Here is a 22,104-nt window from a genome sequence, read left to right as displayed (position 1 = left end):
ATCACAGCCCCTTCGGGGTGACGATGGCCTCGAGCACACGCCCGGCCCACTCGAAGACGAGCGCGAGCAGGGCGATGAGGATCGCGCCACTGACGAGGATCGGGTAGCGGAACAGGTTGATGCCCGCCTGGATGAGCGCGCCCAGACCGCCGGCGTTGATGAACGTCGCGAACGACGCCGTACCGACGAGGAGGACGAGCGCGGTGCGCACACCGGCCATGATGACCGGCGCCGCGAGCGGCAGCTCGACCGTCGCGAGCGTCTTCATCTGGCTCATGCCCATGCCGCGGGCCGCCTCGACGAGCGTCGGGTCGACCTGCTGCAGACCGACGATCGTGTTGCGCAGCACCGGCAGGAACGCGTAGATCGCGAGAGCGAGAACGGCCACCCAGAAGGTGAAGCCGATCCACAGCGCGAGCAGCACGATGAGGCCGATGACCGGCGTCGCCTGGCCCGCGTTGGCGAACGCGACGACGGGCCCGGAGAAGCGGCGCAGCTTGGGACGGGTCAGGGCGACACCGATGGGCAGCGCCGTGGCGAGCACGAAGAAGGTGGCGACGAACGTCACCTTGATGTGCTCCCACCCGAGCTTGCGCAGCGCGGACCAGTCGAGCTGACGCGCCTCGATGGGGTCGAGATCGGCGGTCTGACGCCAGATGACCCAGGCGCCGAAGATGACGAGGATGAGGACGGGCAGCCCGAAGATCAGACCGAGTTGCTCGCGTCCGATACGGCCCTTCACTGTTCCTCACCCTCCTCGGCCTGCTCGCGGAAGTCGGTGTGGCTCGAGGTGTTCGCCACAGCCACCGAATCGGGCGTGGCCTCGGCGTCGGCACCGTGACGGCGCGACTCGGCCGCCTCGTGGGTGTCCTGGATGTGCGTCATGATCTGCTGGAACGACGCGACACCGCGGTACTCGCCGCGCCCACCGGTGACGACGACGGCGCCGTGGCTCGAGCTGAGCATGGCGTCGAGGGCGTCGTTGAGCGTGGCGCGGTGGTCGACCGTCTGCAGTGCCTCGCGGCGACGGTTCTCGACGCGCTCGCCGCGCAGCTTGGCGGCGGTGACGAAGTCGACCGGACGACCACGCTCGTCGAGCACGACGACGTTGCGCACACCGGACGCGGTGGCGTTGCGCTGCACGTCGACGATGGAGTCACCCACGCGAACCGTCGGCGCGTCGGCGATCTCGACATCGTCGAGGCGCGAGAGGGCGAGGGACTTGAGGGCCGAACCGGCACCCACGAAGTCCTCGACGAACTCGTTGGCCGGGGCCGCGAGGATGTTCTCGGGGGTGTCGTACTGCTCGATCTTGCCGCCCTCGGAAAGGATGAGGATGCGGTCGCCGAGCTTGAGAGCCTCGTCGATGTCATGCGTGACGCAGATGATCGTCTTGCGCAGCTGGCGCTGGATGCTGAGCATCTCGTCCTGCAGGCGCGTACGCGTGATCGGGTCGACGGCGCCGAAGGGCTCGTCCATGAGGATGACGGGCGGGTCGGCGGCGAGGCCGCGGGCCACACCGACACGCTGCTGCTGACCGCCGGAGAGCTCACGAGGGAAGCGGTCGCGGTAGCGCTCCGGGTCGAGGCCGACCATGTCGAGCAGCTCGTCGACGCGCTTGGTCGTCTTGGCCTTGTCCCAGCCGAGCAGACCAGGGACGACGGCGATGTTGTCGGCCACCGTCATGTGCGGGAAGAGTGAACCACCCTGGATGACGTAACCGATGCGCCGGCGCAGGTCGTCGGCCTTCGACTCGGAGATCGGCTTGCCGTCGATCGTGATGGTGCCGCTCGTCGGATCGATGAGACGGTTGATCATCTTGAGCGAGGTCGTCTTGCCGCAGCCCGACGGGCCGACGAACATGACGGTCTCACCGGCGGGGATGCGCAGCGACATGCCGCCGACGGCGGCCTTCGCCTGGCCGGGGTACTTCTTGACGACGTTGTCGAAGACGATCTCGGCGCCCGTGACTTCGCTGCGCTGGGAGCTCGTGGCGTCGACGTCGGTGTTGACGTCCGTGTTGACGTCGTCAGCGCGCTCGACCGGCGTGGCGCCCTGGGCTTCGGTGGTGTTGTCAGGCACGGATCCCCCTGGGAATCGTCAGTCGGCCGACGCCGACAAGAATGAGGTCGAGAAGGAGCGCGAGGACGACGACACCGATGGTGCCGACGAGCGCGTAGTTGAGCGCGTTGGCGCCGCCCACCTGGGCGAGGCCGGTGAAGATGTAGCCACCGAGGCCGGGGCCGAGGGCGTAGGCGGCGATGGCGCCGACGCCGAACGACATCTGGGTGGACGTGCGCACGCCGGCGAGGATGACCGGCCACGCCATGGGCAGGCGCACCTTGAGCAGCGTCGCCGCCTTGCTCATGCCCATGCCCTGCGCGCTTTCGAGCAGGTTCTTGTCGACCGACTCGAGGCCGACGACCGCGTTGCGCAGGATCGGCAGAACGGCGTAGAAGCAGACTGCGAGCACCGACGGCAGGGCACCGATGCCCACGAGCGGCAGCAGCACGCCGAGGAGCGCGAACGACGGGATGGTCAGACCGACCGCCGAGAAGATGTTGGCCAAGCCCTTGAGCCTGTTGTTCCGAATGACGATGACCGCAAGGACGAGCGCGATGATCGTGGCGAGCAAGACGGCCTGGACGACGAGCGAGGTGTGCTGGTAACTGCGATAGGCGATGTCCTGCCATCGCTCAGCGATGAATTCCCACACGAGGCGTCATCCCCCTTTCCACAATGTGCCCGCCGACGCCCCGTGCGGCACACGGGAGTAGGCGGGCTTCGTTTGGCTCATCCTAGGTGCGCAGCCGCGTCAGACCGCGGCTTCCCGGGGCGCGCGGGCCCCGCCGGCGCTCGATGGCCGACGGTCGCGCGCGCCGTTCTCCTTGCCATGACAGAGGGAATTCACAGTTGATAACGAATGGCTCACGAATCCCTGAATATTGCGACAGTGCGGGCAAATCGGTCGATTGCGCCCCTCGGGATCGGGAGGATGACCGTCATGAGTGTGCACCCCTCGTCGCAGCTTCCGTGGCAGACCTACCGTGACGTGCGCCTGCGTGCGTTGGGCACCAATCCGGAGGCGTTCGGCTCGTCGTTCGAGCGCGAGGTGGCCTTCCCCGACGAGCGGTGGGTCGAGCGCGCGTCGAACCCCGGAACGCTGCTGTGGGTGGCTGACGACGAGCCGGATGCCTCGAGCGGCGTCGCGCCGCGTGCTGACGGTTTGGCGGGCCTCTTTCCCGCCTCCGGTTATCTCGACGACGTGGAGAGCGCTCGGACGCTGACGGACGACCCGGAGCGTCTCGCCTTCGTCGTCCAGGTGTGGGTGGAGCCGGGTCGGCGCGGCACCGGCGTCGTCGACGACCTTGTCGAAGCACTCGTCGAGCGGGCACGCGAGTTGGGTTACACGGCGCTGGCGCTCCACGTGTTCGGCGCGAACGAGCGGGCCGCGGCGGCGTACGTGCGGCACGGGTTCACGCAGGTGAACCCGCCGTCGTCAGAGTGCCCGGGCGACGAGGACGAGTACGTCCTGACGCTCTGAGCTCGCGACGGGGCGACGACCTGTTCAGGACACAACGTGCCCCGGTGGCACGTCGACATCTCAAACCGGGACCCTCAGGACACAACGCGGCGTGACGGCACTCGCGCACCCACCGGCATGGCCGGAGCGAGCGGGCCGACCGAGCGTCAGCGGCTCAGAAGAACCAGCCGTCGGGCAGGGGCTGGCCCTCGGGGCGCGCGCCGTGGCCGCGGCCGTCCGTCGCGGGAAGGCCGCCGGCCTGCATGGCGGCGACGTCGATGTAGTGCTCGGTGCCGAAGCCGGCGTTGAACGCCGCGGCGGGCATCGCGAGGATGCCTGCGGCGTCGGGCTGCGACGCGTGCGCGCCGAGCGCGGCGCGCTTCTTGTCGAGGTAGGCGCTGACGTCGACGCGGAAGCTGATGTCGCGCTCGGCCATGCCGAGGGGGTTGCCGTCGTCGCCGCCGGCGTCGGGGTCGAAGCCCTCGCCCTCGGGGATGAGCCCGGCCTCGCGGGCCTGACGCATCTGCTCGCGCAGGGCGTCACGGTTCATCGTCGACTCGAACACGCGCGGCGAACTCTTCGCCAGCGAGACCGCGCGGTGGAGCACGTTGTGCACCTTGACGTGGTCGGGGTGGCCGTAGCTGCCGTGCCAGTCGTAGCCGACGACGACGTCGGCGTTCTCCTCGTCGAGAATGTCGGCGAGCGCCTGCCCGGCGATGACGGGGTCGGCGCCGTGGAAGGATCCGTCGACGTCGTTCTGCTCCCAGCCCGTCATGCCCGAGTCGGCGTAGCCGAGCCACGCGACGCGCGCCGTGCCGAGCACCCGAGCGGATTCGGCCGCTTCCTTGCGGCGCCGCTCGACGACGGTCTCCCCCTCGGCCATGTCTTCGGCGGGCGAACCGTGGTCACCGTTCGTGGCGTACACGAGCACGACGCGGTGGCCCTCCTCGACGGCGCGCGCCATGGCACCGGAGGTCTGGCTGGCTTCGTCGTCGGGGTGGGCGTGGAAGAAGACGATGGTCGACACGCGCGACAGTTTCCCACGACCGCCGTGGCGGCACCTACCGCGCGCAGTGAAGCGCCCCAGGTTCTGCGCCGCTCCTATACGGGTTGCGGCTCTCGGATGAGGGCCGCGTAGTGGGCTTGCTCGAACTCCACCGGGGTCATTATCTCAAGAGTGGAGTGCAGACGCCTGGGTCTGCTGAAGGTTTAGTTGAGTCGGCTGTGCAATTGCGAGCAGCGATCCGCATGGACGATGCGGCCCCGGCGCCGCCAGGTCACCGGCGGGCGACGGTGGAATCGAGTGCGGAGACAGCTAAACTGGACTGCATCCGATCACTGATCGAGTAGCCCCTGATGCGGCCTCTGGTTACTCATCCTTGACAGCATATAGGCACCGCTTTCCCGGTCCGTTCAAAGCTTCGTGATAGCGCTCGACCACACCTCGTTCGGTCGATTGGCGACTAAACCCGGGGCAGACCCACATCTGATCCTCTTGTTTGCTGCTTCCTTATGTAGGTGGCCGAACTCTGGGTCGTCGCGATGGGCGTCGCACAAGGTCTTCGCACAGTGCGTCTGGGGCACTTCAGCCTGCGAGTCCGGAGCGGCGAGCCACCGTCGTGCGGCGCGCGAGTTGGAAGATGAGTGTCAGAGATGCGATCGAGTAGGCTTGAGCTATGAATACTCAGGGTGTCGAAGTGGGCGGCAGCGGTGGCACGGAGGAGTGGGGGATGCAGCCAGCGCATCCAAGCTTTGCGGCGCACTTCACCGATCCGATGTACAACGATCCGGCTGATGAGTGGGCGCCGTTCGGCAGCGACGAGGCTGCCGACGTCCTTGCCGAGTGGGAGGAACGTCGCGACGCGCTGACATCGTCCACGCGGTTGCGTGACATGTATGACTCCGAAAAGGACTGGCAAGAGTCGGTGAGCGAGATCGGTACGTCACCGCTCGACACCGACGACGAGGCTACATGGGTGGTGGCGCGAGCCTTTACGTTGCTGAGGCTCACTGGCCAGATAGACGATGAAGGCAAGGCTGTTGCGCTGCGCGGTCTCGACCGCCTCCTCCAAGAGACGGACAATGCACGGGAGTACGTCCAGCAAAAACGTGATTTGGAATCCTGGCGCAATCCCACTGAGTGACTAGGGCGTGTCTGACAAATTTCGGCGGCGGGATTTGAAACGATCATGCCGTTTCACCTTTTCAAGTCCTCTCGGATGCTCAGTGTGAAGCGCCCGACGAAAGCCAGAAGAATCAGCGGCGCCGGCGGGTACGCGCCGGCAGTGGCGGGTGGTGTCATAGCGTCGTAGCAACAGTGCGGGTGGCGTGCTGGTGGTGGTCGAGGAGTGCGGGTGGCGCGTCGGGTGTTGACGATCGCGGATCGGATCGAGATCTCGACAGGGGTGAAGGCCGGCTGGGAAGTGCGCAAGATCGCTCGGCATCTGGGGCGTGATCCAGGCGTCATCAGCCGCGAGATACGCCGCAACCGCAACGCTGATGGCACCTATCGTGCCGTCGGCGCCGACGTGAAGGCCGAGCGTCGCAGGACGCGCCCGCAAGATGCGAAGGTCGCCTCGTGTCCGGTGCTGCGTGCGCGCGTGTTGGCAGATCTACGCCAGTCACGCACCCCACGCCAGATCGCGGGCCGCTTGCGCCTCGAAGCAGCAGACGCGAGCGTTGAACGCATGCCGAACTCGCTACCAGCCGACGGGCACGTCGCCAGCCATGAGGCGATCTACCAGTTCATCTACGCCATGCCCCGCGCGGAGCTGGTCAAGCATGGCGTGTTCTTGCAGTCCAAACGCACGCGTCGCCACACACGCCCACAGCCGGGCTCGCGGACGAAGAAGGCCCCGATTGTCGGAATGACGCCCTTGAGTGAACGCGACCTGAGCGCGCTCGAACGGCGCGTCCCGGGCCACTGGGAAGGCGACCTCATCATCGGCAAGAACGGTGCCACGTGCGCGATCACCCTCGTCGAGCGCATGAGCCGCTACGTCACGATCCTGGCCTGCCCGATGGGCAAAGACAGCGCCAGCATCGCGGACATCCTCATCGAACACACCCGCGAACTGCCCGAGATGATGCGCGCGTCGCTGGCATGGGATCAAGGCAGTGAGATGGCCCGCCACGCCGCGCTCAGCCTGGCCACTGCTCTGCCGGTCTACTTCGCCGACCCCAGATCGCCGTGGCAGCGCCCGAGCAACGAGAACACGAACCGGCTGATCCGCGAGTACCTACCCAAGGGCGAGGCCATCCCCGCGCACCAGCCCTACCTACGCGCCATTAGCAGCGAACTCAACGAACGCCCCCGAGCCACGCTCGGCTACCTCACACCCCGAGAATCCTTCCAACGACTCCTCGTCGGACAACCCCACGTTGCTTCCACGCCTTGACACCGCCCCGCGATGCGCGGCATCAGCGGCCTTCACCTCGGCAACGCGAAAATCGACGCCCGCGGATCCTACGTCATCGACAAGGTGCACGCCGAGATGGGAACGACCAAGGCTTCGACCAGCGCTTGCTCGTCGCCTACCGTTGACAGGATCGGACCGACACGGGCCATTGGTCATGGTTAACTCCGCGCCTGCGGGACGCCGGCGCGCTGATCGAGGTGGCGGACGTCGGCGGGAGCCTGAAGAGTTGGCCGCCGACGTCCTGGATCCACTTCGAGTGCCCCGGCAAGCGGTAACGACCTGACAGAAACGACCAACGCATTCCTCGAACCCCCTACGCGGCAGCGCGCTCGGATTCAGGAACTTGACCACCCATATCAACCTAACTCTCCTCAAGACAGATACCTTCAGGCGCCAGCCCCAGACCATCAGCTACCAAGCGTCGGCCCACTACCGAGGCCTTGAACCACCGGTCAAAAAGAACGAAGTCGGGAGTTCGAAATAGTCGCCGGCGACCTCATAGGAGGGCGCGGACTTAAAGTATCCGTTGCGATGAGAATCTTCAAACAAGGGGCATGAATCGTCCGCGACGATAGACCGCGCAACTCCCTTTGCCAAGACGTACTCTGCGTAACCATCGGGCAATGAATACAGAGAGAGGCCATCCGAGTGTTTGACCGAAAGCATAAAACTGGGCCCCTCGGTCGAAGTTATCGTCCACGTGAGCTTAGCTTCCAGAATAGATCTACTCTTCCTGACGGGGAAATCCAAGCGGAAGAAATCCTGCTCCACGCCCTCAAGTCGGCTCTTAAGCTCCGCCAAGTTGCCACTCGACAGTCGCCCAATCCCTTCGACAATTTGCACTAGGTAAGGAGGCGACGTCGGCCCTGAAGACAGCGTCATATCACTCAGCCGCGACTCTATCAGCGCCCTAGAATCAGTCATGTCTGCAACCAGGTAGCCTCTGGGCCCCACCAGAGGCCGCTCAAGGTTCGCCAATTCCACCGTTACGTGACCCGCAGCGATCGCGGCTAACCAGAACGCCTCTCGGGGCAATTCTACAGTTCCCGGTGGAAGCCTGTCGTCAATCGTTACCACGCGAAGCTTGGACATCAAGAACACCCCTTACTGCTTCCAGTCTTATGCCCGGGTGGGCACTTTCCATTTCTATAGTAATACTTTGCTATCAACGTCATCTCCACGGTTCTTGCCTCGTAGTAAGAGTATCTAATGCCCATCTTTCGCCGTTTGCAAATGGTTCTACCCCCGGCTTGACAGGCATATATCTGATTTTGGGCACGCTTCCAACTAACCCCCGAAATACCATACTTCCAAGTTCGCCAAAAAACTCCACCTAAAAATTGAATCTCGTAGATGAAATATTCACGGCGGAGTAGCGATTTTCGAGTTTTCTTGGGCTTAGCGATAGCATTCTTAGGCGGCTTGTAAGCGCGAGGAGCTGAGCCACGCTGACCATATTGGCCGGCCCTTCCCGGCGCGACAAAACCTCCGCCTTCGACAGAGCGGTGCAGGCCTGTCGTATCCCGCAAGTTTAGCGGGTCGTTCGGGTATGCGTAGCTGGTCTCGTTGCCTCCGTAGACGGGATCGAGGCTGGTGAAGAGTCCGCGTTGGTTGTTGTAGACGCGGGCTCCCATGAGGGTCAGGCCAGCGGTGTCCGGGGTGGTGGCGCGCTGGTGCGCGCCGAGCCACCCGTACCCGAGGACACCACTGCTCGCATTCACGCCGGTCGCTCCGCCGGTGGTGGGTTGGCCGTATTCGCTGTATGCGCTCCAGTCCGTGATCGACGTTGCGGGCGTGTTCGTGCCGTTCACGGCCGCGATCTCGATGCTCGTGGCGGTGTTGCCGTTCGGGTCGAGCAGCGCGATCTTCGCCTTACCGGTCTCGTCGAGCATCGCACCCAACATGCCGCTGACCGAGTCGGTGTACCGCTCGATCCCGCCGCCGCTGAGTTCCACCCAGGACGGGTTGTCCGAGTCATCGGTGTAGTGACGCGTCACCGTCGACGCCGCGCCACTACTCGGCGTCGACGTCTGCGCCTTCCGCCGCCCCGCCGAATCCAGCGTGAACGTCGTGCTCGTGCCGCCCTGGCTGATCTTCTGAATCGAGTCGTCCACGTAGTAGCCGAGCGTCACGTCACCCGCGCCTGGGTTCGGGGTGTCGGCCTTCGGCATGCTCGTCTGCCGACCGAACGCGTCGAGCACCTGCCTAAGCCCGGATCCACCGGTGGGTTGGTGGGGTGGGCGTGGCGGAGCATGAGAATGCCCTTGCGTGGCAGGAAGATTGGACTTGTCGAAGGTCCCAAATCCACTGCAACGAAGGGCATCTCGTAGATGCAACTCTCCCACACTCTGTCCCGCACGTCGGTGGCGTTCGATGATCCGAATCTCGTGGTGTCCGGCGGGCTGGTCCCTCTCCTGGCTCTGGCCGAGTCGGCCGGGCTGCGCCGGCTGGCTGACGAGCACCTGAGCGTCCCGGGCGACAAGGGCGCCAACGCCGGGTTGAAGGTCGCCTCGCTGGTGGGCGGGATGCTCGCCGGTGCGGACTCCATCGATGACATGGGCCTGCTGCGCCATGGCGGGATGGGCCGCCTGTTCGCGCGGGCGTACGCGCCCTCGACATTGGGTTCGTTCCTGCGGGCGTTCACCTTTGGGCACGTGCGCCAGCTGGATGCCATCGCATCGCGGTTCCTGACCGCCCTGGCCGAGCGCGCCCCGCTCCTGGCCAACCGGCCTGCTCAAGCGAGCCGGACCCAGGAGGGCGAGGATGACTACGTGCTGCTGGACGTGGATGACACGATCATCGAAGTCCATGGGTACGCCAAACAGGGCGCCGGGTTCGGTTACTCCGGAGTCCGTGGCCTGAACGCCCTGATCGCGACGCTCACGACGGCCTCGAGCGCACCGGTGGTCGTGGCCCAACGGCTGCGCAAGGGCTCGACCGGCTCCCCGCGCGGGGCGAAGCGGCTGGTCGCCGACGCAGTGACCACCAGCCGGCGACTGCTCGGGGCCAGTCAGCCGGTCCTGGTCCGCATGGACTCGGCGTTCTACGGCCGCGGGCCCGTCCACGCCGCCTTGGCCGGTGGCGCCGAGGTGTCGGTCACCGTCCGGATGAACACGCCCATCAAGGCCGCCATCGCCACCATCGAGGAGGGCGCGTGGACCACGATCGAGTACCCAGACGCCACCTTCGACGAGAACAGTGGCGAGTGGACCTCTCGGGCCGAGGTCGCCGAGGTGCCCTTCACCGCGTTCGCCGGCCGCAAGAAGGCCGACGCCGTGGCCGGACGGCTGGTGGTGGGCCGCATCCCCGACATCAACGCTGAGGCCCGCAAGGCCGTCGGGCAGGACAGCCTGTTCAACACCTGGCGTTTCCACGCCTTCTTCACCACCGCCGACCCGCACGTTCTCGACACTGTCGCCGCCGATGCGACCCACCGCCATCACGCAGTCATCGAGCAGGTCCACGCCGACCTGAAGGCTTCCGCGCTGGCGCACCTGCCCTCCGGGCTCTTCACCGCCAACGCGGCCTGGCTCGTCCTGGCAGTCATCGCATTCAACCTCGCCCGCGCGGCCGGCGCCGTCGCGGCGCCCGACCTCGCGCGGGCGACCACCGCCACGATCCGACGCAAGCTGATCACCGTCCCGGCACGCATGGCGACCTCCGCCCGTTGCATCACCGTGCACCTGCCCAAGGACTGGCCCTGGGAAACCGCATGGACCGCCCTGTTCGACCGAGTGGCCGACCCACCACCGGCCCTTGCGGCCTGACCACCCAGCAGCAGTCCCCACTGCACGACCAGAGGACGAGTTGGAACACCCGGACAGCGAGGTCCGGCGGACCACCACGCCCTCAACCACGAACTGCCCGAGCAACCGAAACCCACAGGCGCCATAAACCCATCGGTGGATCCGGGCTAAGGCACTGGACCGTGTGTCCGGTCTGCATTGCCGTAGGGGCGATGCAGCAGCCCCGGCCCCAGCTGACCAGCATCTTCGGTGAGCACGAGGCCCGCGCGCTGCTCGGCCTCACTAACACGCTCGTCATGTTCGGCGGGTCCAAGGACGTTCAGTTCAACCAGGAGATCTCCGACCTCCTCGGCACGGTCTGCGTCGGCCGCGTAACCCATCATGTCGGTGGGACCCACGGCGGCGGCCGCAGCTACTCCGGGGACGACATCCCGATCATGCGACCCGAGGAGGTTGGCCAGTTGCCCGAGCGCCAGGCGCTCGTGATCGCGGAGAACGGCAAGCCGATCATCGCGAAGCTCCACCGCTGCGTCGAAGGCAAGGCCGGAGCCCGGTTGCTCGCCGATCAGCGGACGCTGCGCGAGCAGCTGACCAGCGACCGCCGCATGGTCGTCACCCCCGACGCCCGGGCGGCCGCCGCCCTGGCCGAGGCAAGGCGCCTCGGCTTCGTCGACGACGACGCGGACCACACTTCGACGAGCCTCGACCCCGGAGACAACCGCGCCGACAGCTGGGCGAGGAGCGACCGGTGACCAGTCCTCAGCACTGCCGTCGTACGCCGCCGGCGCCGATGGTGGGCGCGTTCCCGGCCCCGGGGGAGGCGGTCCGGCTGGCCTATCGCGAGCTCCACATCGCCCTCAACGGCTCCGAGGAGCAGAAGAAGGCGCTGGGCAACCACGCACTGCTGCCGCGACCGTGGGAGCCGGCGAGCTGCCTGGACCCCGATCTGCGACACGGGCTGTGGGAGTGGCTCGAGGACGTTGTGATCTGGCTCAACCACGACTACTCCTGGGACGTCGCGGGGCTCATCCCCAGCTGCTGGCCGCTGCACCCCCACCTGGTCCACGAGGTCGCCGTCCTGTCGGACCAGCGCCGACGAGCCGGCCTGGCGATGCCCGCTGCCAGATCAAGCTGTGAGTCTCCTCACCGATGCCGGTTGGAACAAGAATGGGGGGCCGGAGCGCTGTAGGAGACATGGCTAATCTCTTCGAATCCCTGACCGTTGGCGCTTGGACGCTCCCGAACCGGCTCGTGATGGCACCGCTGACCCGCAACCGCGCCGAGGGCACTGTGCCGGGCGACCTCGCGGTGGAGTACTACTCCCAGCGCGCCTCGTCCGGCCTGATCATCACCGAGGGCAGCCAGCCCACCGCCGAGGGCCAGGGCTACTTGAACACGCCCGGCTTCCACACCGAGGAGCAGCTCGCCGGGTGGCGGCGAGTGGCCGACGGCGTACACGCAAACGGCGGCCGCATCGTCGCACAGCTGATGCACGTCGGCCGCATCTCCCACCCCGACAACACCGGCGGTGAGGAGATCATCGCGCCGAGCCCGGTGGCGGCTCCCGACGAGATGTTCACCGCAGACGGGATGAAGCCGTATCCGACCCCACGAGAGATCACCGTCGAGGAGATCCCCTCAATCATCGAGGGCTACGTGCAGGCCGCCCGCAACGCGATCGAGGCCGGGCTCGATGGCGTCGAGGTGCACGGCGCCAACGGCTACCTCATCCACCAGTTCCTCGCGCCCGGCTCCAACCATCGCACCGACCAGTACGGCGGATCGCCCAAGAACCGGGTCCGCTTCGCCCTCGAGGTCACGCGTGCGGTCGCCGACGCGATCGGCGCTGACCGGGTCGGCATCCGCATCTCGCCGGCCCACAACATCCAGGGCGCCACCGAGGAGAATCCCGTCGACGTCGCCGCGACCTACCGGCTCCTGGTCGCGGGCCTGGCTCCGCTCGGCCTGGCCTACCTGAGCATTCTCGCCGACCCGAAGCAGGACCTGGTCCAAGAGCTGCGCCGCTCCTTCGGCGGCGTCGTCGTCGCCAACGACGGCTTCGGCCAGATCACCACGCGCGAGTCGGCGCAGGAGATTCTGGACAAGGGCCTCGCCGACGCGGTCGCCGTCGGGCGACCCTTCCTGGCCAACCCGGACCTGCCCGCCCGGTGGCGCACCGGCGCGGAGCTCAACGAGCCGAACCCCGACACCTTCTACGGCGGTGGCGCCGAGGGCTACACCGACTACCCGTTCCTGGACAGTTGATCTGACCCGAGCGGAACTTCCGACCTTCGCCCCGACCTAGGTCATCGGCATTCGGAACGTCCCAACTCGCCGCCCGGGTGCACGATGACGTCAGCGACCTCGGCGTAGAGCACCGCAGTCTCGCCGACCACGACCTCGGGGTGCCCCAACTCTTGCGACCGTCATCGAATCTGACCCTTGGTGTTCCGATGTACTCGTTGCGGTCGTGGGTCTCGCCCACGTAAGACGTCCACCTGAAGTCCTCGTGCAGGAGTGCACCCAATTGCTCGCCCTTTCCGTCAGCGAGAGCCGCTGCTCGCGTCTCGGCGGCCTCAACGACCTGCCTTGCCGCATCCACGCAGGGCAGCCGCTGATGAGCCATGGCCGTCGGAGATGATCGACGTCCCGGTCGTGACACCGGGACCCGTGTCGGAGGACCACGCACACAAGATCAGGTCGTGTGGAACGCCAAGGTCGTGGCCCTGCGCCGATGCCCGGTCCGCGGCAACGTCGGCCGGGATCCCTTCGAGGAGGTCGTCGAGGAGGTCTCGACTTAGTCGGTTCTCCATCTCATTCATCGCTGCGGCATGGGCCCTCAGCAGTCCCAGAGCGACGCTGGCGTACTGCAAGCGAATGTTGCGTCGTCTCGCCCTTGGCCCGCACGCATCTCCAGTTCGATCGTGCCGAGTTCTGGGCGTCCGCCGATCACCGCCTCAAGCGAGGCTCGCTCGCCGACCGGGGGGTGACTTACCGGCCGCCGTGATTCGTGTCGTCTCGTGCGCGAAGCGGTCATGCAGGACGACGGTGGAATCTGTGAGTCGGCTCAATGAGGTGGCCACGTCCAGCTCGGTTCCCGTCGCGGCGAGGCGGGTGAACTCCTCGTGCACCGCCTCCTGATGGTTCAGGGCGGCCACGCTGCGCGCCCTCTCGGTGTTGGCCGCGTCCAGTTCGAGGGCGAGGCGGCGGTCGCGTTCGTGCAGCTCCGCGTCCACAAGCGCCGCTCCGAGGAGGTGGCCTAACCGTGCGATGACGAACATCTGTTCGGCGTCGGGCTTAGCCCGGATCCACCGGTGGGTTGGTGGGGTGGGCGTGGCGGAGCATGAGAATGCCCTTGCGTGGCAGGAAGATTGGACTTGTCGAAGGTCCCAAATCCACTGCAACGAAGGGCATCTCGTAGATGCAACTCTCCCACACTCTGTCCCGCACGTCGGTGGCGTTCGATGATCCGAATCTCGTGGTGTCCGGCGGGCTGGTCCCTCTCCTGGCTCTGGCCGAGTCGGCCGGGCTGCGCCGGCTGGCTGACGAGCACCTGAGCGTCCCGGGCGACAAGGGCGCCAACGCCGGGTTGAAGGTCGCCTCGCTGGTGGGCGGGATGCTCGCCGGTGCGGACTCCAAGGCATCCCCCGCACCCAGCGTGATCTCGTTCTTCACCGACTTTGGTGTAACCGAACCGTCAGCCTGCTCCTCAAGCGTCAGGTCGATGTTCTTCCACGCACCCTGATCGTCTTTGAACCGGGTCGGTGCCGACGTCGCCTTCGTCGTCATCGTCCCGTCCGGGTTCGCGAACGTCTGCGAGGTCTCCGAACGCAACGACTCGACCTCAACAGGCGACCCCTGCGCACGCGCCGAGACCGCTGCCGACATCTCATCCGGACGCGACGACACCTTCGCCTGCTTCTTGGCCTCCCCAAACGCAGGCTTCACCGCACCAGCCGCCGTAGCGACAGGCGACGCCTCAATCGAGAACGTCACACCGATCAGAGCGCACAACGCCCACGCGAGCCAACGCCACGGCGAACGAACACGATCACGGCCGAGGAAGAACGAGGAACTGCCGCCAGCAGGCATAAGGGTGTCCGACCAAGAGAACACGACGAGGCACACAGACGTGAGCAAGGACACATTCCCCCGCGTAGACTCCTTGGCAGACCACGCCACGCGGACCGTTACTCAACCGTTATTCACTCGCTTTGCGAAAGGCCCGACATGCGCCCCACCCTCCACAGGAGCCTCGTCGCACTCACAGCACTCGGCGCCTTCTCCCTCACCACAGCATGCACAAAGGACGAACCCCGCCCCCTTCCCGCTGGCGACCAAAGCGTCTGCAACGCAGCGCACGCAAACAACGCCCGCACCGTCTACAACGTGCGCCACCAACCCACCGACGCCGAACTCAAGAAGCAAGCGAACCGCATCTACCCCGGCAGCAGCGACACCAACGACACCGACGCCATCAAGCAGATCAAGACCCGCTGCAAAAACCTCGGCTACGAATCGCGCGCATAGCTTCAGCCGCCGTCAGGAGGTCCTTCGCGCCCCCCCGGTGCAGCGCCAACCGGTCATGATGAACCCATGACGACGAACATCACGCCCTGCATCTGGCTCGACGGCACCGCTCAGGCCGCGGCAGACCTCTACCTGTCACTCTTCCCCAACGCGAAGCGCACGAGCACCGTCCACTACCCCACGGACGAGGCTGCCCTCGGCCCGAACGCGCACATGGCCGGGCAGGTGCTCATGGAGGAGGTCGAGCTCGACGGCAACCCGTTCACCCTCCTCAACGGAGGGCCGCAGTTCCCGCAAACGGAGGCCGTCAGCTTCCAGATCATGTGCGCCGACCAGGCCGAGGTCGACCACTACTGGAACGGCTTCACCGCGAACGGCGGCGCCGAGAGCCAGTGCGGCTGGTGCAAGGACCCGTTCGGCGTGAGCTGGCAGGTCATCCCCCGCCGCTTCTACGAACTGATGAGCGACCCGGACCCGCAGGTCGTCACGCGAGTGTCGCAGGCGATGTACTCGATGCAGAAGCTGGACGTCGAGCAACTCGAGCGCGCTGCACGAGGAGCATGACGGCCCGCACCGTCAGCCACACGAGCAGCATGTTGCGCACGAGGATGACGACGCGCGTCGTCAGCGCGAACAGCGTGTGATCGGAGAAGATCCCGTCGAACAGGAACGGGAACTCGAGCTGCGTCAGCACGAGCGTCACCGCGCCGAGCAGGCGCAGGCGGGCGTCGTCGACGAGCACGAGCGCCGGAATGAGCCAGATGAGGTACTGCGGGCTCAGCACCGGACTCGACAGGATGAGCACCGAGATGACGCACGTCATCGTCAGCGCGAGGGTGGTGACGCGCTCGTCACGCCCGGCCCGCCAGCCGAGGGCGAGCAGCGACAGCGCGAGAACGTAGCCGACGTACTGCGTCGGCTTCACCATCCACATAAGGGAGTTCGCGAGTTCGCCCGTGTACTCCCACGAGCCCTGACGCTTCTCCAGCGAGACGGGCGTGGAACCGAAGATCCGCGCGAAACCGAGCCAGGCACCCCACAGCGACTCCACCTCGAAGCCGCGCTGACCCTGCCAGGACAACGGTGACGTGACGCGCTGCGGCCCGGCCAACAGCGCCGTCGTCCCGACCCAGGCGATGCCGCCTGCCATCGCGGCGACCATGTGCGTGACGCGGCGGCGCGTGGGGCCGAGCAGGCCGAGGCCGAAGACGGCCGGCCACAGCTTGACGGCCGAGCCCATCGCGACCGCGAGCCCGGAGAGCACCGATCGGCTGCGCGAATGAGCCGCGCCGTCGTTGAAGACGAGCAGCAGGACGAGCGCGAACGCGGCGTACAGGTCGAAGCGCATGTAGAGCAACGGTCCGAGGAGCCCGACGAACAACGTCCACCGCAGCGCGGCCTCGCGCCCGAAGTGACGGTCGAACAGCCGCGTCGCCACGGCGTCACACGCGATGGCGGTGACGACGAAGAGCGCGACGAAGCCCGCGTACGGCAGGGTGCGCGCGGCGGCCATGATCCACAGCGCCACAGGGAAGGGGTACTCGGCCATCGACGACATGACGTCGGAACGGCCCGCCTGCGCGTAGTAGTAGCGCAGGTCGCCACGCATGCCCGAGTAGAGGGCGCACAGCGCGAGCATGATGACGCGCGTGAGCGGCCAGAGCACGTTGAGGCGGCGGTAGAACGGAAGGGACGCACCGTCGCGGGACACCGGGACGGCGAGCTCGATCACGCGCTCACCTTAACGGTTGCTCCCCCGGTGTCTCCGGCGGCAGGCCGGGGATTTCGCGCGTGTCGCGCTCGCTGCCGCGCGGGGTGCGGGCAGCGGCGTCAGCGGGCAAAGACCCCAGAAACGTTGGATCCCCCGACTGCCTGGTGCTCTGGGGTCATCAGGTAGCCGGGGGCTAAGAGCAATTATTAGCGGAGACTTCACCTTCTGGAAAGACTTCCAGCAACATTTTTCGCCGGGTGTGACCGATGACGCATCGGACGTCCGACCCAGAGCGCACGAAACCCGCCACGAGGACGGTTCGTGGCGGGTTTCGCGCCGGCGCCCGCGAGTGTCGGGAGCTCGCGGCACCGGGTGAACCGCGCGAGGAGATGAGCGCGCAGGTCACGTGAGCCTGCAACCGGCCCGCTGGGCGCGGATGGCGCGCCGAACACCACGAACGTCGCGCGGCGTGAGGCGCCCAGCGCGGCGTCACGATCTGCGTGAACGGCCGGCCGCAGGAGTCTTCGAGGTGGGCCTACAGGCGCACGAGCTTGCCGTCGCGCACGGCGTAGCGGGCGTTCGACTCGACGGCCAGGTTTGTCGGGGCGGGCTTCACGACCTCGGCGGCGTTGCCGGCGTACCGGATGCCGGTGGCCACGCCGGCTGCCGAGGCGTCGGCGGCGCTCATCGTCGAGACGCCCAGGAGGGCAACCGCGGAGCTGACGGCGATGCCGCGGCCGAGGTTCCTGAGCGAGCCGAAGCGGGAGGTGGCGGCCTGGGACGAGGTGTTCTGTGTGGTGTTCATGGCCCTGACTCAACGCCGCGTTGCTATGGGGTTCCTGTGCGACGCGTGTGACACCCCTACGGGGTTTGCGTGCTGCTCGCCGACCGCTGCGCCCACGCCCCGTGACAGCCCGATTGCGCGGTGCTCGTTACGCTCGTCGGGTGAAGAGTGGATTCGTGCCCGTTGCTGCCGCCGTCGTCATACTCGTCTTCGGCCTCGCGCTCGCAGCCGCCCTGCTCAAGGGCATCGTGGGTGCTGTGCGCCGCCGCAGCTGGCCGGTCGTCGACGGTGTCGTCCAGCTCGCCACCGGCGAGGACGGGCGCAAGAACTCCCTCGCACGCATTCGTTACACGGCCCCCGACGGTGGGCGTCACGTCCTGGAGACGAAGACCGGCGGCATGAGCACGAACGGTCGCGACGGCCAGCGGCTGCCGCTGTCGGTCGACCCGAGCGACCCGGCCAACGCTGTGCCCAAGGCCGCCAACGGCACCCTCGCGACCATGGGCTGCATGGTCGTCACGTTGCTGCTCTTCGTCGTCTTCGCGGTGTTCGTGCTCGTGCGCGTGCTCGGCTGATGACGCAGCCCTCCGCCGCCGCGCCGAGCGACGGCGCCTCCCCCAACGCACCGGGGGCCGGCGAGGACGACCGGCTGCGCACGACGCGGCTCTTCCTCCTCGCTGCGGGGCTTTTCGTCTTCCTCACCGCAGAGATGTACCCGGTCGGCGCCATGCCCGACATGACGCGCGACCTCGGCGAATCCGAATCCGCCGTCGGGCGCCTCGTCGCCTGGTACGCCATCGGCGTCGGAGTGGCGACGATCCCCGTCGTCATGGCCACACGGGCCCTCTCGCGGCGGCTCGTCATCGTCGGGTCACTGCTCGCACTGTTCGTCTCGATGGCTCTCTCGGCGATCGCCCCGAATCTCCTCGTCGTGACGATCGCGCGACTCATCGGCGCGATCGCACACGGTGGCATCTTCGCCGTCGTGCCGGTCGCTGCCGCGAGCCTGGCCCGCAAGGGCGCGGAGGCGAAAGCCGTCGGTGGCGCGTTCCTCGGTGCGAGCGTCGGCGTCGTGGCCGGTCCGCCGTTCGTCGCCGCCGTGAGCGAGCACGTCGGGTGGCGGTTCGCGAGCGGCGTCATCGCCGTCATCGCGTTGCTCGTCGCGATGGCCAGCCAGCTCAAGCTGCCGCCGCTCGAAGCGCGTTCCGGCGGCGCGTTCTCGCTCCGCATCCCGGCGTCGATGCGCGTGCCGTTCTACACGCTCTGCGGCGTGACGGCCCTCATCGTCACGGCACACAACGCGGCCTGGGCGTTCATCGCCCCGATCCTCGAAGCGCGCGGCATCTCCGGCACCGCGTACGCCGTCGAACTGTTCTGTTACGGGCTGGCCGGCGCTCTCACGACGGCGTTCGCGAGCCGTCACCTCGACGCCCACCCGCGCCGCGTGACGACCATCGCGCTCACCTGCATGATCCTTGCGCTGCTCGCCCTGACGTTCCTGCCCGGCACCGCGACAGGCGCCGTCGCCGCCGTGGTCTGGGGAGGATCGTTCGGCGTCCTGCCCGTCGCCATGCAGACGCGCGTGCTCGCCACGACACCCGGTCACAACGACGCGGCCACGCCGATCTACGTCGTCGCGTTCCAGATCGGCATCAGTCTCGGTGCGTACATCGGCAGCGTGCTCATCCTGACGATGGCCGCCACGAGGCTGCCGCTGTTCGCCGCCGTCGTCACGGCGTTCGGGCTGCCGTTGCTCGCGTGGGGTATGCGTGATCGTCACGGCTCCGAGGCGAGTACGACCCGCCCCGAGTGACGAAGCTCGTTCACGGGACGAAGGACCCTACGCACCCCGAGAAACGCTCAGGGAAGTCGCGCTAGGCTCGCCGCAGGACCGTTCGGCGCACCCGCGCCCCGACGAGGAGATGGAATGAAGGACAACACCGGTTTGAGCATCGGCTACCGCATGGGCTGGCGCCTCGAGTACATCGGTGTCTCCGTCTTCGGCCCCGCCCAGCACGTGCCCGCGAGCGACCCGAAGCGTCGCCTGCGCCGCGAGCGCGCCCGCCGCGTCATCGCCGCGCACGAGGCGCGCGGCACCACCGCCCCCGAGTGGGTGCACGAGGTGCTCGCCTCCGGCGGCGACAAGCCGAAGCGCTGACCAACCTGGGACACTGAGGGCATGTTCTCGTTCGAAAGTCTTGAACTGCCCGTCGTGGCAGCGCCCATGGCAGGCGGCCCCACGACCACGGAACTCGTCATCGACGCCTCGAAGGCCGGTGGCTGGGGCGTGCTCGCCGGGGGCAACAAGGACGTCGACACGATGGCCCGCGAGGTGCGCGACGTGCAGGACGCCGGCGTCGCTGCGGGCGTCAACCTCTTCATCCCCGGCCCGCAGAGCACGGACGCCGAGGCGCTCGCCGGGTTGCGCGAGAAGCTCGGCCCCATCGCCAAGAAGTTCGACGTCGAACTCGGCGAACCCTCCTGGGACGACGACGATTACGGTGCCAAGCTCGACTGGCTCGTCACCCACCCCGTCGACGTCGTCACCTTTACCTTCGGCCTGCCGTCGGCCGAGGACGTCACGGCGCTGCGCGGCGTCGGCACGAGCCTCGGCGCGATGGTCACCTCCCCCGAGGACGCCCGCGCCGCCGTCGAGCGCGGCATGGACTTCCTCATCGTTCAGGGCCCCGACGCCGGCGGCCACCAGAGCACGTTCGACCTCTACGCCGAGCCGAGCGACGTCGCCCTGCCGCAGCTCTTCGACGACGTGCGCGGCGCCGTCGACGTACCGCTGCTCGCAGCCGGTGGCATCGCCACGCCCGCCGACACGCAGGCCGCGCTCGATGCCGGCGCCGTCGCCGTCCAGGCCGGAACGGCCTACCTGCGCTCCTCGTCAGCCGGTTCGTCGCTGACGCACCGTTTGGCTCTCGCCTCCGACGATTTCTCCGAGACGGGCCTGACGCGCGCCTTCTCCGGTCGCTACGCCCGGGGTCTCGCCAACGAGTTCATGGCGATGTTCGACGGCATCACCGCCGTCACGCCGGCCGCCTACCCCGAGGTGAACCGCCTGCTCGCCCCGCTGCGCAAGAAGGCCGCGGAGACCGGCGACCCGCAGTGGACACACCTGTGGGCCGGCAAGGGCTGGCGCCGCAGCGCGGCCGCCATGCCGGGGCGAGTCATCGAAGGCGACGCCGGGCGCATCACGCGCTGGCTGGCCGGTCGCGAGAGCTGACACAGGCGAAGGCCGCGTCCGGTTCGAGGTGGCAACCTCCGGACGCGGCCTTGGCGCGTGTGCTTGGCAACGAATCGACTCAGAGCAGACGGCTCCCCTTCCTCACGGGAGAATGTTCGCGATGAGGTAAGCCTAACCTTTGCTTCGGGGCTTTTGGCAATTAGGGCACGCCGAAGTGTCGTAAATGAGATTTTTCGTGCGCGGTCGGGTCATCGCAGAGCGTGGGCGGCGGACGTCACCTCGTCGCTGAGGCGCGCCAGCGACGGAGCGTCGAGGCGCCAGCACTGCCAGTACAAGGGGACGTCGAGCGGTTCGACGCCGGGCACCGGAATCAGCTCGTCGCGCCCGCCGCCCCTCCCGGCGGGGCCTTCCAGACCCTCGGGGATCATGCCCCACCCGAGGCCCGCACGGACGGCGGCCGAGAAGCCCTCCGCCGACGGCACGACGTGTTCCAACGGAGGCTCGCCGAGCCCCCGGCGCCGTAGCACGCCGCGCTGCAGGTCGTCACGATCGTTGAAGCGCACCGTCGGTACTCGCTTCAGTGAGCGCCCGCACGCCTCCCACTGCGAGCGCCGCACCCGCGCGACGTAGCGCATGACGCCCAGCTCTTGAACCGAACACCCCTGCACCGCCACGTCGCTCGCCGTCACGGCGCCGATGACCGAACCGTCGCGCAACAGTTGGGCGGAGTGGTCCTGATCCTCGACGAAGACACGCAGCCGAGCGTCACCCCATTCGCCGACCGTCTCGAGCACCTCGACGAACCACGTGGCGAGCGAGTCGGCGTTGACGGCGACGGGCAGGTCGACGACGGGGGCACTGACACCGCGCTCGCTGCCGCCGCCCCCGAGCGCCCGGACGAGCTCGGCGTCGAGCAGCGCGCGCTGGCGGCCGGTGCGCAGCACGATCTCGCCCACGGGCGTCGGACGCACCGGCACCGACCGGACGAGAACGATCTGCCCGAGTTCCTGTTCGAGGGCCTTGACCCGCTGTGACACCGCCGACGGCGTGATGCGCAGCACCGCGGCCGCGCCGTCGAAGGTGCCCTCGTCGACGCAGGCGACAAGGGCCTTGAAGTGGTCGTCGCGCACGCGCATGGCCCCACCGTAGATGAAGCACTGCTTAGGTATCTGTAGAAACATGAACTGTTCTACAGAGG

22 protein-coding genes and 1 pseudogene are annotated in these 22,104 nt (G+C 67.4%); 14 read left to right on the top strand and 9 right to left on the bottom strand.

From position 1 onward, the window contains the following. Nucleotide 1: 1 nt before the first annotated feature. Genes H7F30_RS04295 through H7F30_RS04285 form a run of 3 tightly spaced genes read right to left on the bottom strand, consistent with a single transcriptional unit; the run spans nucleotide 2 to nucleotide 2,716 of the window. On the bottom strand, nucleotides 2-742 hold the full coding sequence (locus H7F30_RS04295) for an ABC transporter permease (RefSeq protein WP_047310973.1): 741 nt from the start codon (nucleotides 740-742) through the stop codon (nucleotides 2-4). Next, nucleotides 739-2,082, bottom strand: coding sequence for an ATP-binding cassette domain-containing protein (locus H7F30_RS04290; protein ID WP_338067329.1), 1,344 nt, complete (start codon nucleotides 2,080-2,082; stop codon nucleotides 739-741). The genes H7F30_RS04295 and H7F30_RS04290 overlap by 4 nt, the downstream gene beginning before the upstream one ends. Further along, nucleotides 2,075-2,716, bottom strand: a complete 642-nt coding sequence (locus tag H7F30_RS04285) for an ABC transporter permease (RefSeq protein ID WP_047310972.1) — start codon at nucleotides 2,714-2,716, stop codon at nucleotides 2,075-2,077. Before H7F30_RS04285 ends, H7F30_RS04290 begins: the two co-directional genes overlap by 8 nt. Before the next feature lie 288 nt (nucleotides 2,717-3,004). Between H7F30_RS04285 and H7F30_RS04280 the strand changes: the two genes are divergently transcribed. After that, nucleotides 3,005-3,544 carry an N-acetyltransferase gene (locus H7F30_RS04280; protein ID WP_187036955.1) on the top strand — a complete coding sequence of 180 codons (540 nt, stop codon included), beginning with the start codon at nucleotides 3,005-3,007 and terminating at the stop codon, nucleotides 3,542-3,544. A 154-nt stretch (nucleotides 3,545-3,698) separates the two neighbouring features. On the opposite strand, the gene H7F30_RS04275 is transcribed toward H7F30_RS04280, so the two are convergent. Beyond that, complete coding sequence (locus H7F30_RS04275; protein WP_187036953.1) at nucleotides 3,699-4,550, bottom strand: PIG-L deacetylase family protein; 852 nt, start codon at nucleotides 4,548-4,550, stop codon at nucleotides 3,699-3,701. Nucleotides 4,551-5,199: 649 nt separating this feature from the next. Here H7F30_RS04275 and H7F30_RS04270 point away from each other — a divergent pair. Together H7F30_RS04270 and H7F30_RS04265 are read left to right on the top strand one after the other, a co-directional pair. Next, entirely contained in the window at nucleotides 5,200-5,667 is a 468-nt protein-coding gene (locus tag H7F30_RS04270) for a hypothetical protein (RefSeq protein ID WP_129665965.1), read from the top strand. 210 nt (nucleotides 5,668-5,877) lie between these two features. Beyond that, nucleotides 5,878-6,921: an IS30 family transposase gene (locus H7F30_RS04265; protein WP_187036951.1), complete on the top strand. Its 1,044-nt coding sequence runs from the start codon at nucleotides 5,878-5,880 to the stop codon at nucleotides 6,919-6,921. A 1,112-nt stretch (nucleotides 6,922-8,033) separates the two neighbouring features. Here H7F30_RS04265 and H7F30_RS04255 read toward each other — a convergent pair. After that, a complete protein-coding gene (locus H7F30_RS04255) occupies nucleotides 8,034-9,143 on the bottom strand; it encodes a hypothetical protein (protein ID WP_222617852.1) in 1,110 nt (369 codons plus the stop codon). Nucleotides 9,144-9,272: 129 nt separating this feature from the next. Here H7F30_RS04255 and H7F30_RS04250 point away from each other — a divergent pair, with 129 nt between their 5' ends. The 4 genes from H7F30_RS04250 (at nucleotide 9,273) to H7F30_RS04235 (ending at nucleotide 12,953) form a co-directional block, all read left to right on the top strand. Beyond that, the gene (locus H7F30_RS04250; RefSeq protein WP_187036944.1) at nucleotides 9,273-10,709 is read left to right on the top strand and encodes an IS1380 family transposase; all 1,437 of its coding nucleotides are present in this window, start codon (nucleotides 9,273-9,275) and stop codon (nucleotides 10,707-10,709) included. Between the two features lie 191 nt (nucleotides 10,710-10,900). Next, complete coding sequence (locus H7F30_RS04245) at nucleotides 10,901-11,440, top strand: TraM recognition domain-containing protein (RefSeq protein ID WP_222617851.1); 540 nt, start codon at nucleotides 10,901-10,903, stop codon at nucleotides 11,438-11,440. Continuing rightward, nucleotides 11,437-11,877, top strand: coding sequence for a hypothetical protein (locus H7F30_RS04240; RefSeq protein ID WP_187036942.1), 441 nt, complete (start codon nucleotides 11,437-11,439; stop codon nucleotides 11,875-11,877). The genes H7F30_RS04245 and H7F30_RS04240 overlap by 4 nt, the downstream gene beginning before the upstream one ends. Before the next feature lie 5 nt (nucleotides 11,878-11,882). Then, the gene (locus H7F30_RS04235) at nucleotides 11,883-12,953 is read left to right on the top strand and encodes an alkene reductase (RefSeq protein ID WP_187036940.1); all 1,071 of its coding nucleotides are present in this window, start codon (nucleotides 11,883-11,885) and stop codon (nucleotides 12,951-12,953) included. 692 nt (nucleotides 12,954-13,645) lie between these two features. On the opposite strand, the gene H7F30_RS04230 is transcribed toward H7F30_RS04235, so the two are convergent. Beyond that, on the bottom strand, nucleotides 13,646-13,969 hold the full coding sequence (locus tag H7F30_RS04230) for a hypothetical protein (protein ID WP_187036938.1): 324 nt from the start codon (nucleotides 13,967-13,969) through the stop codon (nucleotides 13,646-13,648). Between the two features lie 140 nt (nucleotides 13,970-14,109). Between H7F30_RS04230 and H7F30_RS04225 the strand changes: the two are divergent. The 3 genes and pseudogenes from H7F30_RS04225 to H7F30_RS04215 form a co-directional block, all read left to right on the top strand. Beyond that, nucleotides 14,110-14,325: pseudogene (locus tag H7F30_RS04225) on the top strand (IS1380 family transposase); the annotation flags it as partial. Nucleotides 14,326-14,918: 593 nt separating this feature from the next. Continuing rightward, nucleotides 14,919-15,218, top strand: a complete 300-nt coding sequence (locus H7F30_RS14780; RefSeq protein ID WP_222617850.1) for a hypothetical protein — start codon at nucleotides 14,919-14,921, stop codon at nucleotides 15,216-15,218. A gap of 66 nt (nucleotides 15,219-15,284) precedes the next feature. Then, complete coding sequence (locus H7F30_RS04215; RefSeq protein WP_187036936.1) at nucleotides 15,285-15,782, top strand: VOC family protein; 498 nt, start codon at nucleotides 15,285-15,287, stop codon at nucleotides 15,780-15,782. Here H7F30_RS04215 and H7F30_RS04210 read toward each other — a convergent pair. Continuing rightward, the gene (locus H7F30_RS04210; protein WP_187036934.1) at nucleotides 15,703-16,950 is read right to left on the bottom strand and encodes a glycosyltransferase family 87 protein; all 1,248 of its coding nucleotides are present in this window, start codon (nucleotides 16,948-16,950) and stop codon (nucleotides 15,703-15,705) included. The two genes, H7F30_RS04215 and H7F30_RS04210, sit on opposite strands and share 80 nt — an antisense overlap. A 514-nt stretch (nucleotides 16,951-17,464) precedes the next feature. Further along, nucleotides 17,465-17,734 (bottom strand): hypothetical protein, encoded by a 270-nt coding sequence (locus H7F30_RS04205; protein WP_187036932.1) that lies wholly within the window; start codon nucleotides 17,732-17,734, stop codon nucleotides 17,465-17,467. A 140-nt stretch (nucleotides 17,735-17,874) separates the two neighbouring features. On the opposite strand from H7F30_RS04205, the gene H7F30_RS04200 reads away from it, so the two are divergent. The 4 genes from H7F30_RS04200 (at nucleotide 17,875) to H7F30_RS04185 (ending at nucleotide 20,945) form a co-directional block, all read left to right on the top strand. Further along, nucleotides 17,875-18,288 (top strand): DUF3592 domain-containing protein, encoded by a 414-nt coding sequence (locus tag H7F30_RS04200; RefSeq protein ID WP_165357951.1) that lies wholly within the window; start codon nucleotides 17,875-17,877, stop codon nucleotides 18,286-18,288. Further along, nucleotides 18,288-19,526: an MFS transporter gene (locus H7F30_RS04195; protein ID WP_187036930.1), complete on the top strand. Its 1,239-nt coding sequence runs from the start codon at nucleotides 18,288-18,290 to the stop codon at nucleotides 19,524-19,526. The genes H7F30_RS04200 and H7F30_RS04195 overlap by 1 nt, the downstream gene beginning before the upstream one ends. 114 nt (nucleotides 19,527-19,640) lie before the next feature. Next, nucleotides 19,641-19,871, top strand: a complete 231-nt coding sequence (locus H7F30_RS04190) for a hypothetical protein (protein WP_047310965.1) — start codon at nucleotides 19,641-19,643, stop codon at nucleotides 19,869-19,871. A 21-nt stretch (nucleotides 19,872-19,892) separates the two neighbouring features. Beyond that, on the top strand, nucleotides 19,893-20,945 hold the full coding sequence (locus tag H7F30_RS04185; RefSeq protein ID WP_187036927.1) for a nitronate monooxygenase: 1,053 nt from the start codon (nucleotides 19,893-19,895) through the stop codon (nucleotides 20,943-20,945). 209 nt (nucleotides 20,946-21,154) lie between these two features. Here H7F30_RS04185 and H7F30_RS04180 read toward each other — a convergent pair whose 3' ends face one another. After that, nucleotides 21,155-22,042 carry an ArgP/LysG family DNA-binding transcriptional regulator gene (locus tag H7F30_RS04180; RefSeq protein ID WP_129665947.1) on the bottom strand — a complete coding sequence of 296 codons (888 nt, stop codon included), beginning with the start codon at nucleotides 22,040-22,042 and terminating at the stop codon, nucleotides 21,155-21,157. Between the last annotated feature and the right edge of the window lie 62 nt (nucleotides 22,043-22,104).

It is taken from the genome of Dermacoccus sp. PAMC28757, assembly GCF_014302635.1.
GTDB classification, from domain to species: Bacteria; Actinomycetota; Actinomycetes; order Actinomycetales; family Dermatophilaceae; genus Dermacoccus; species Dermacoccus abyssi.
This window is presented reverse-complemented; position numbering and strand designations above follow the sequence as displayed.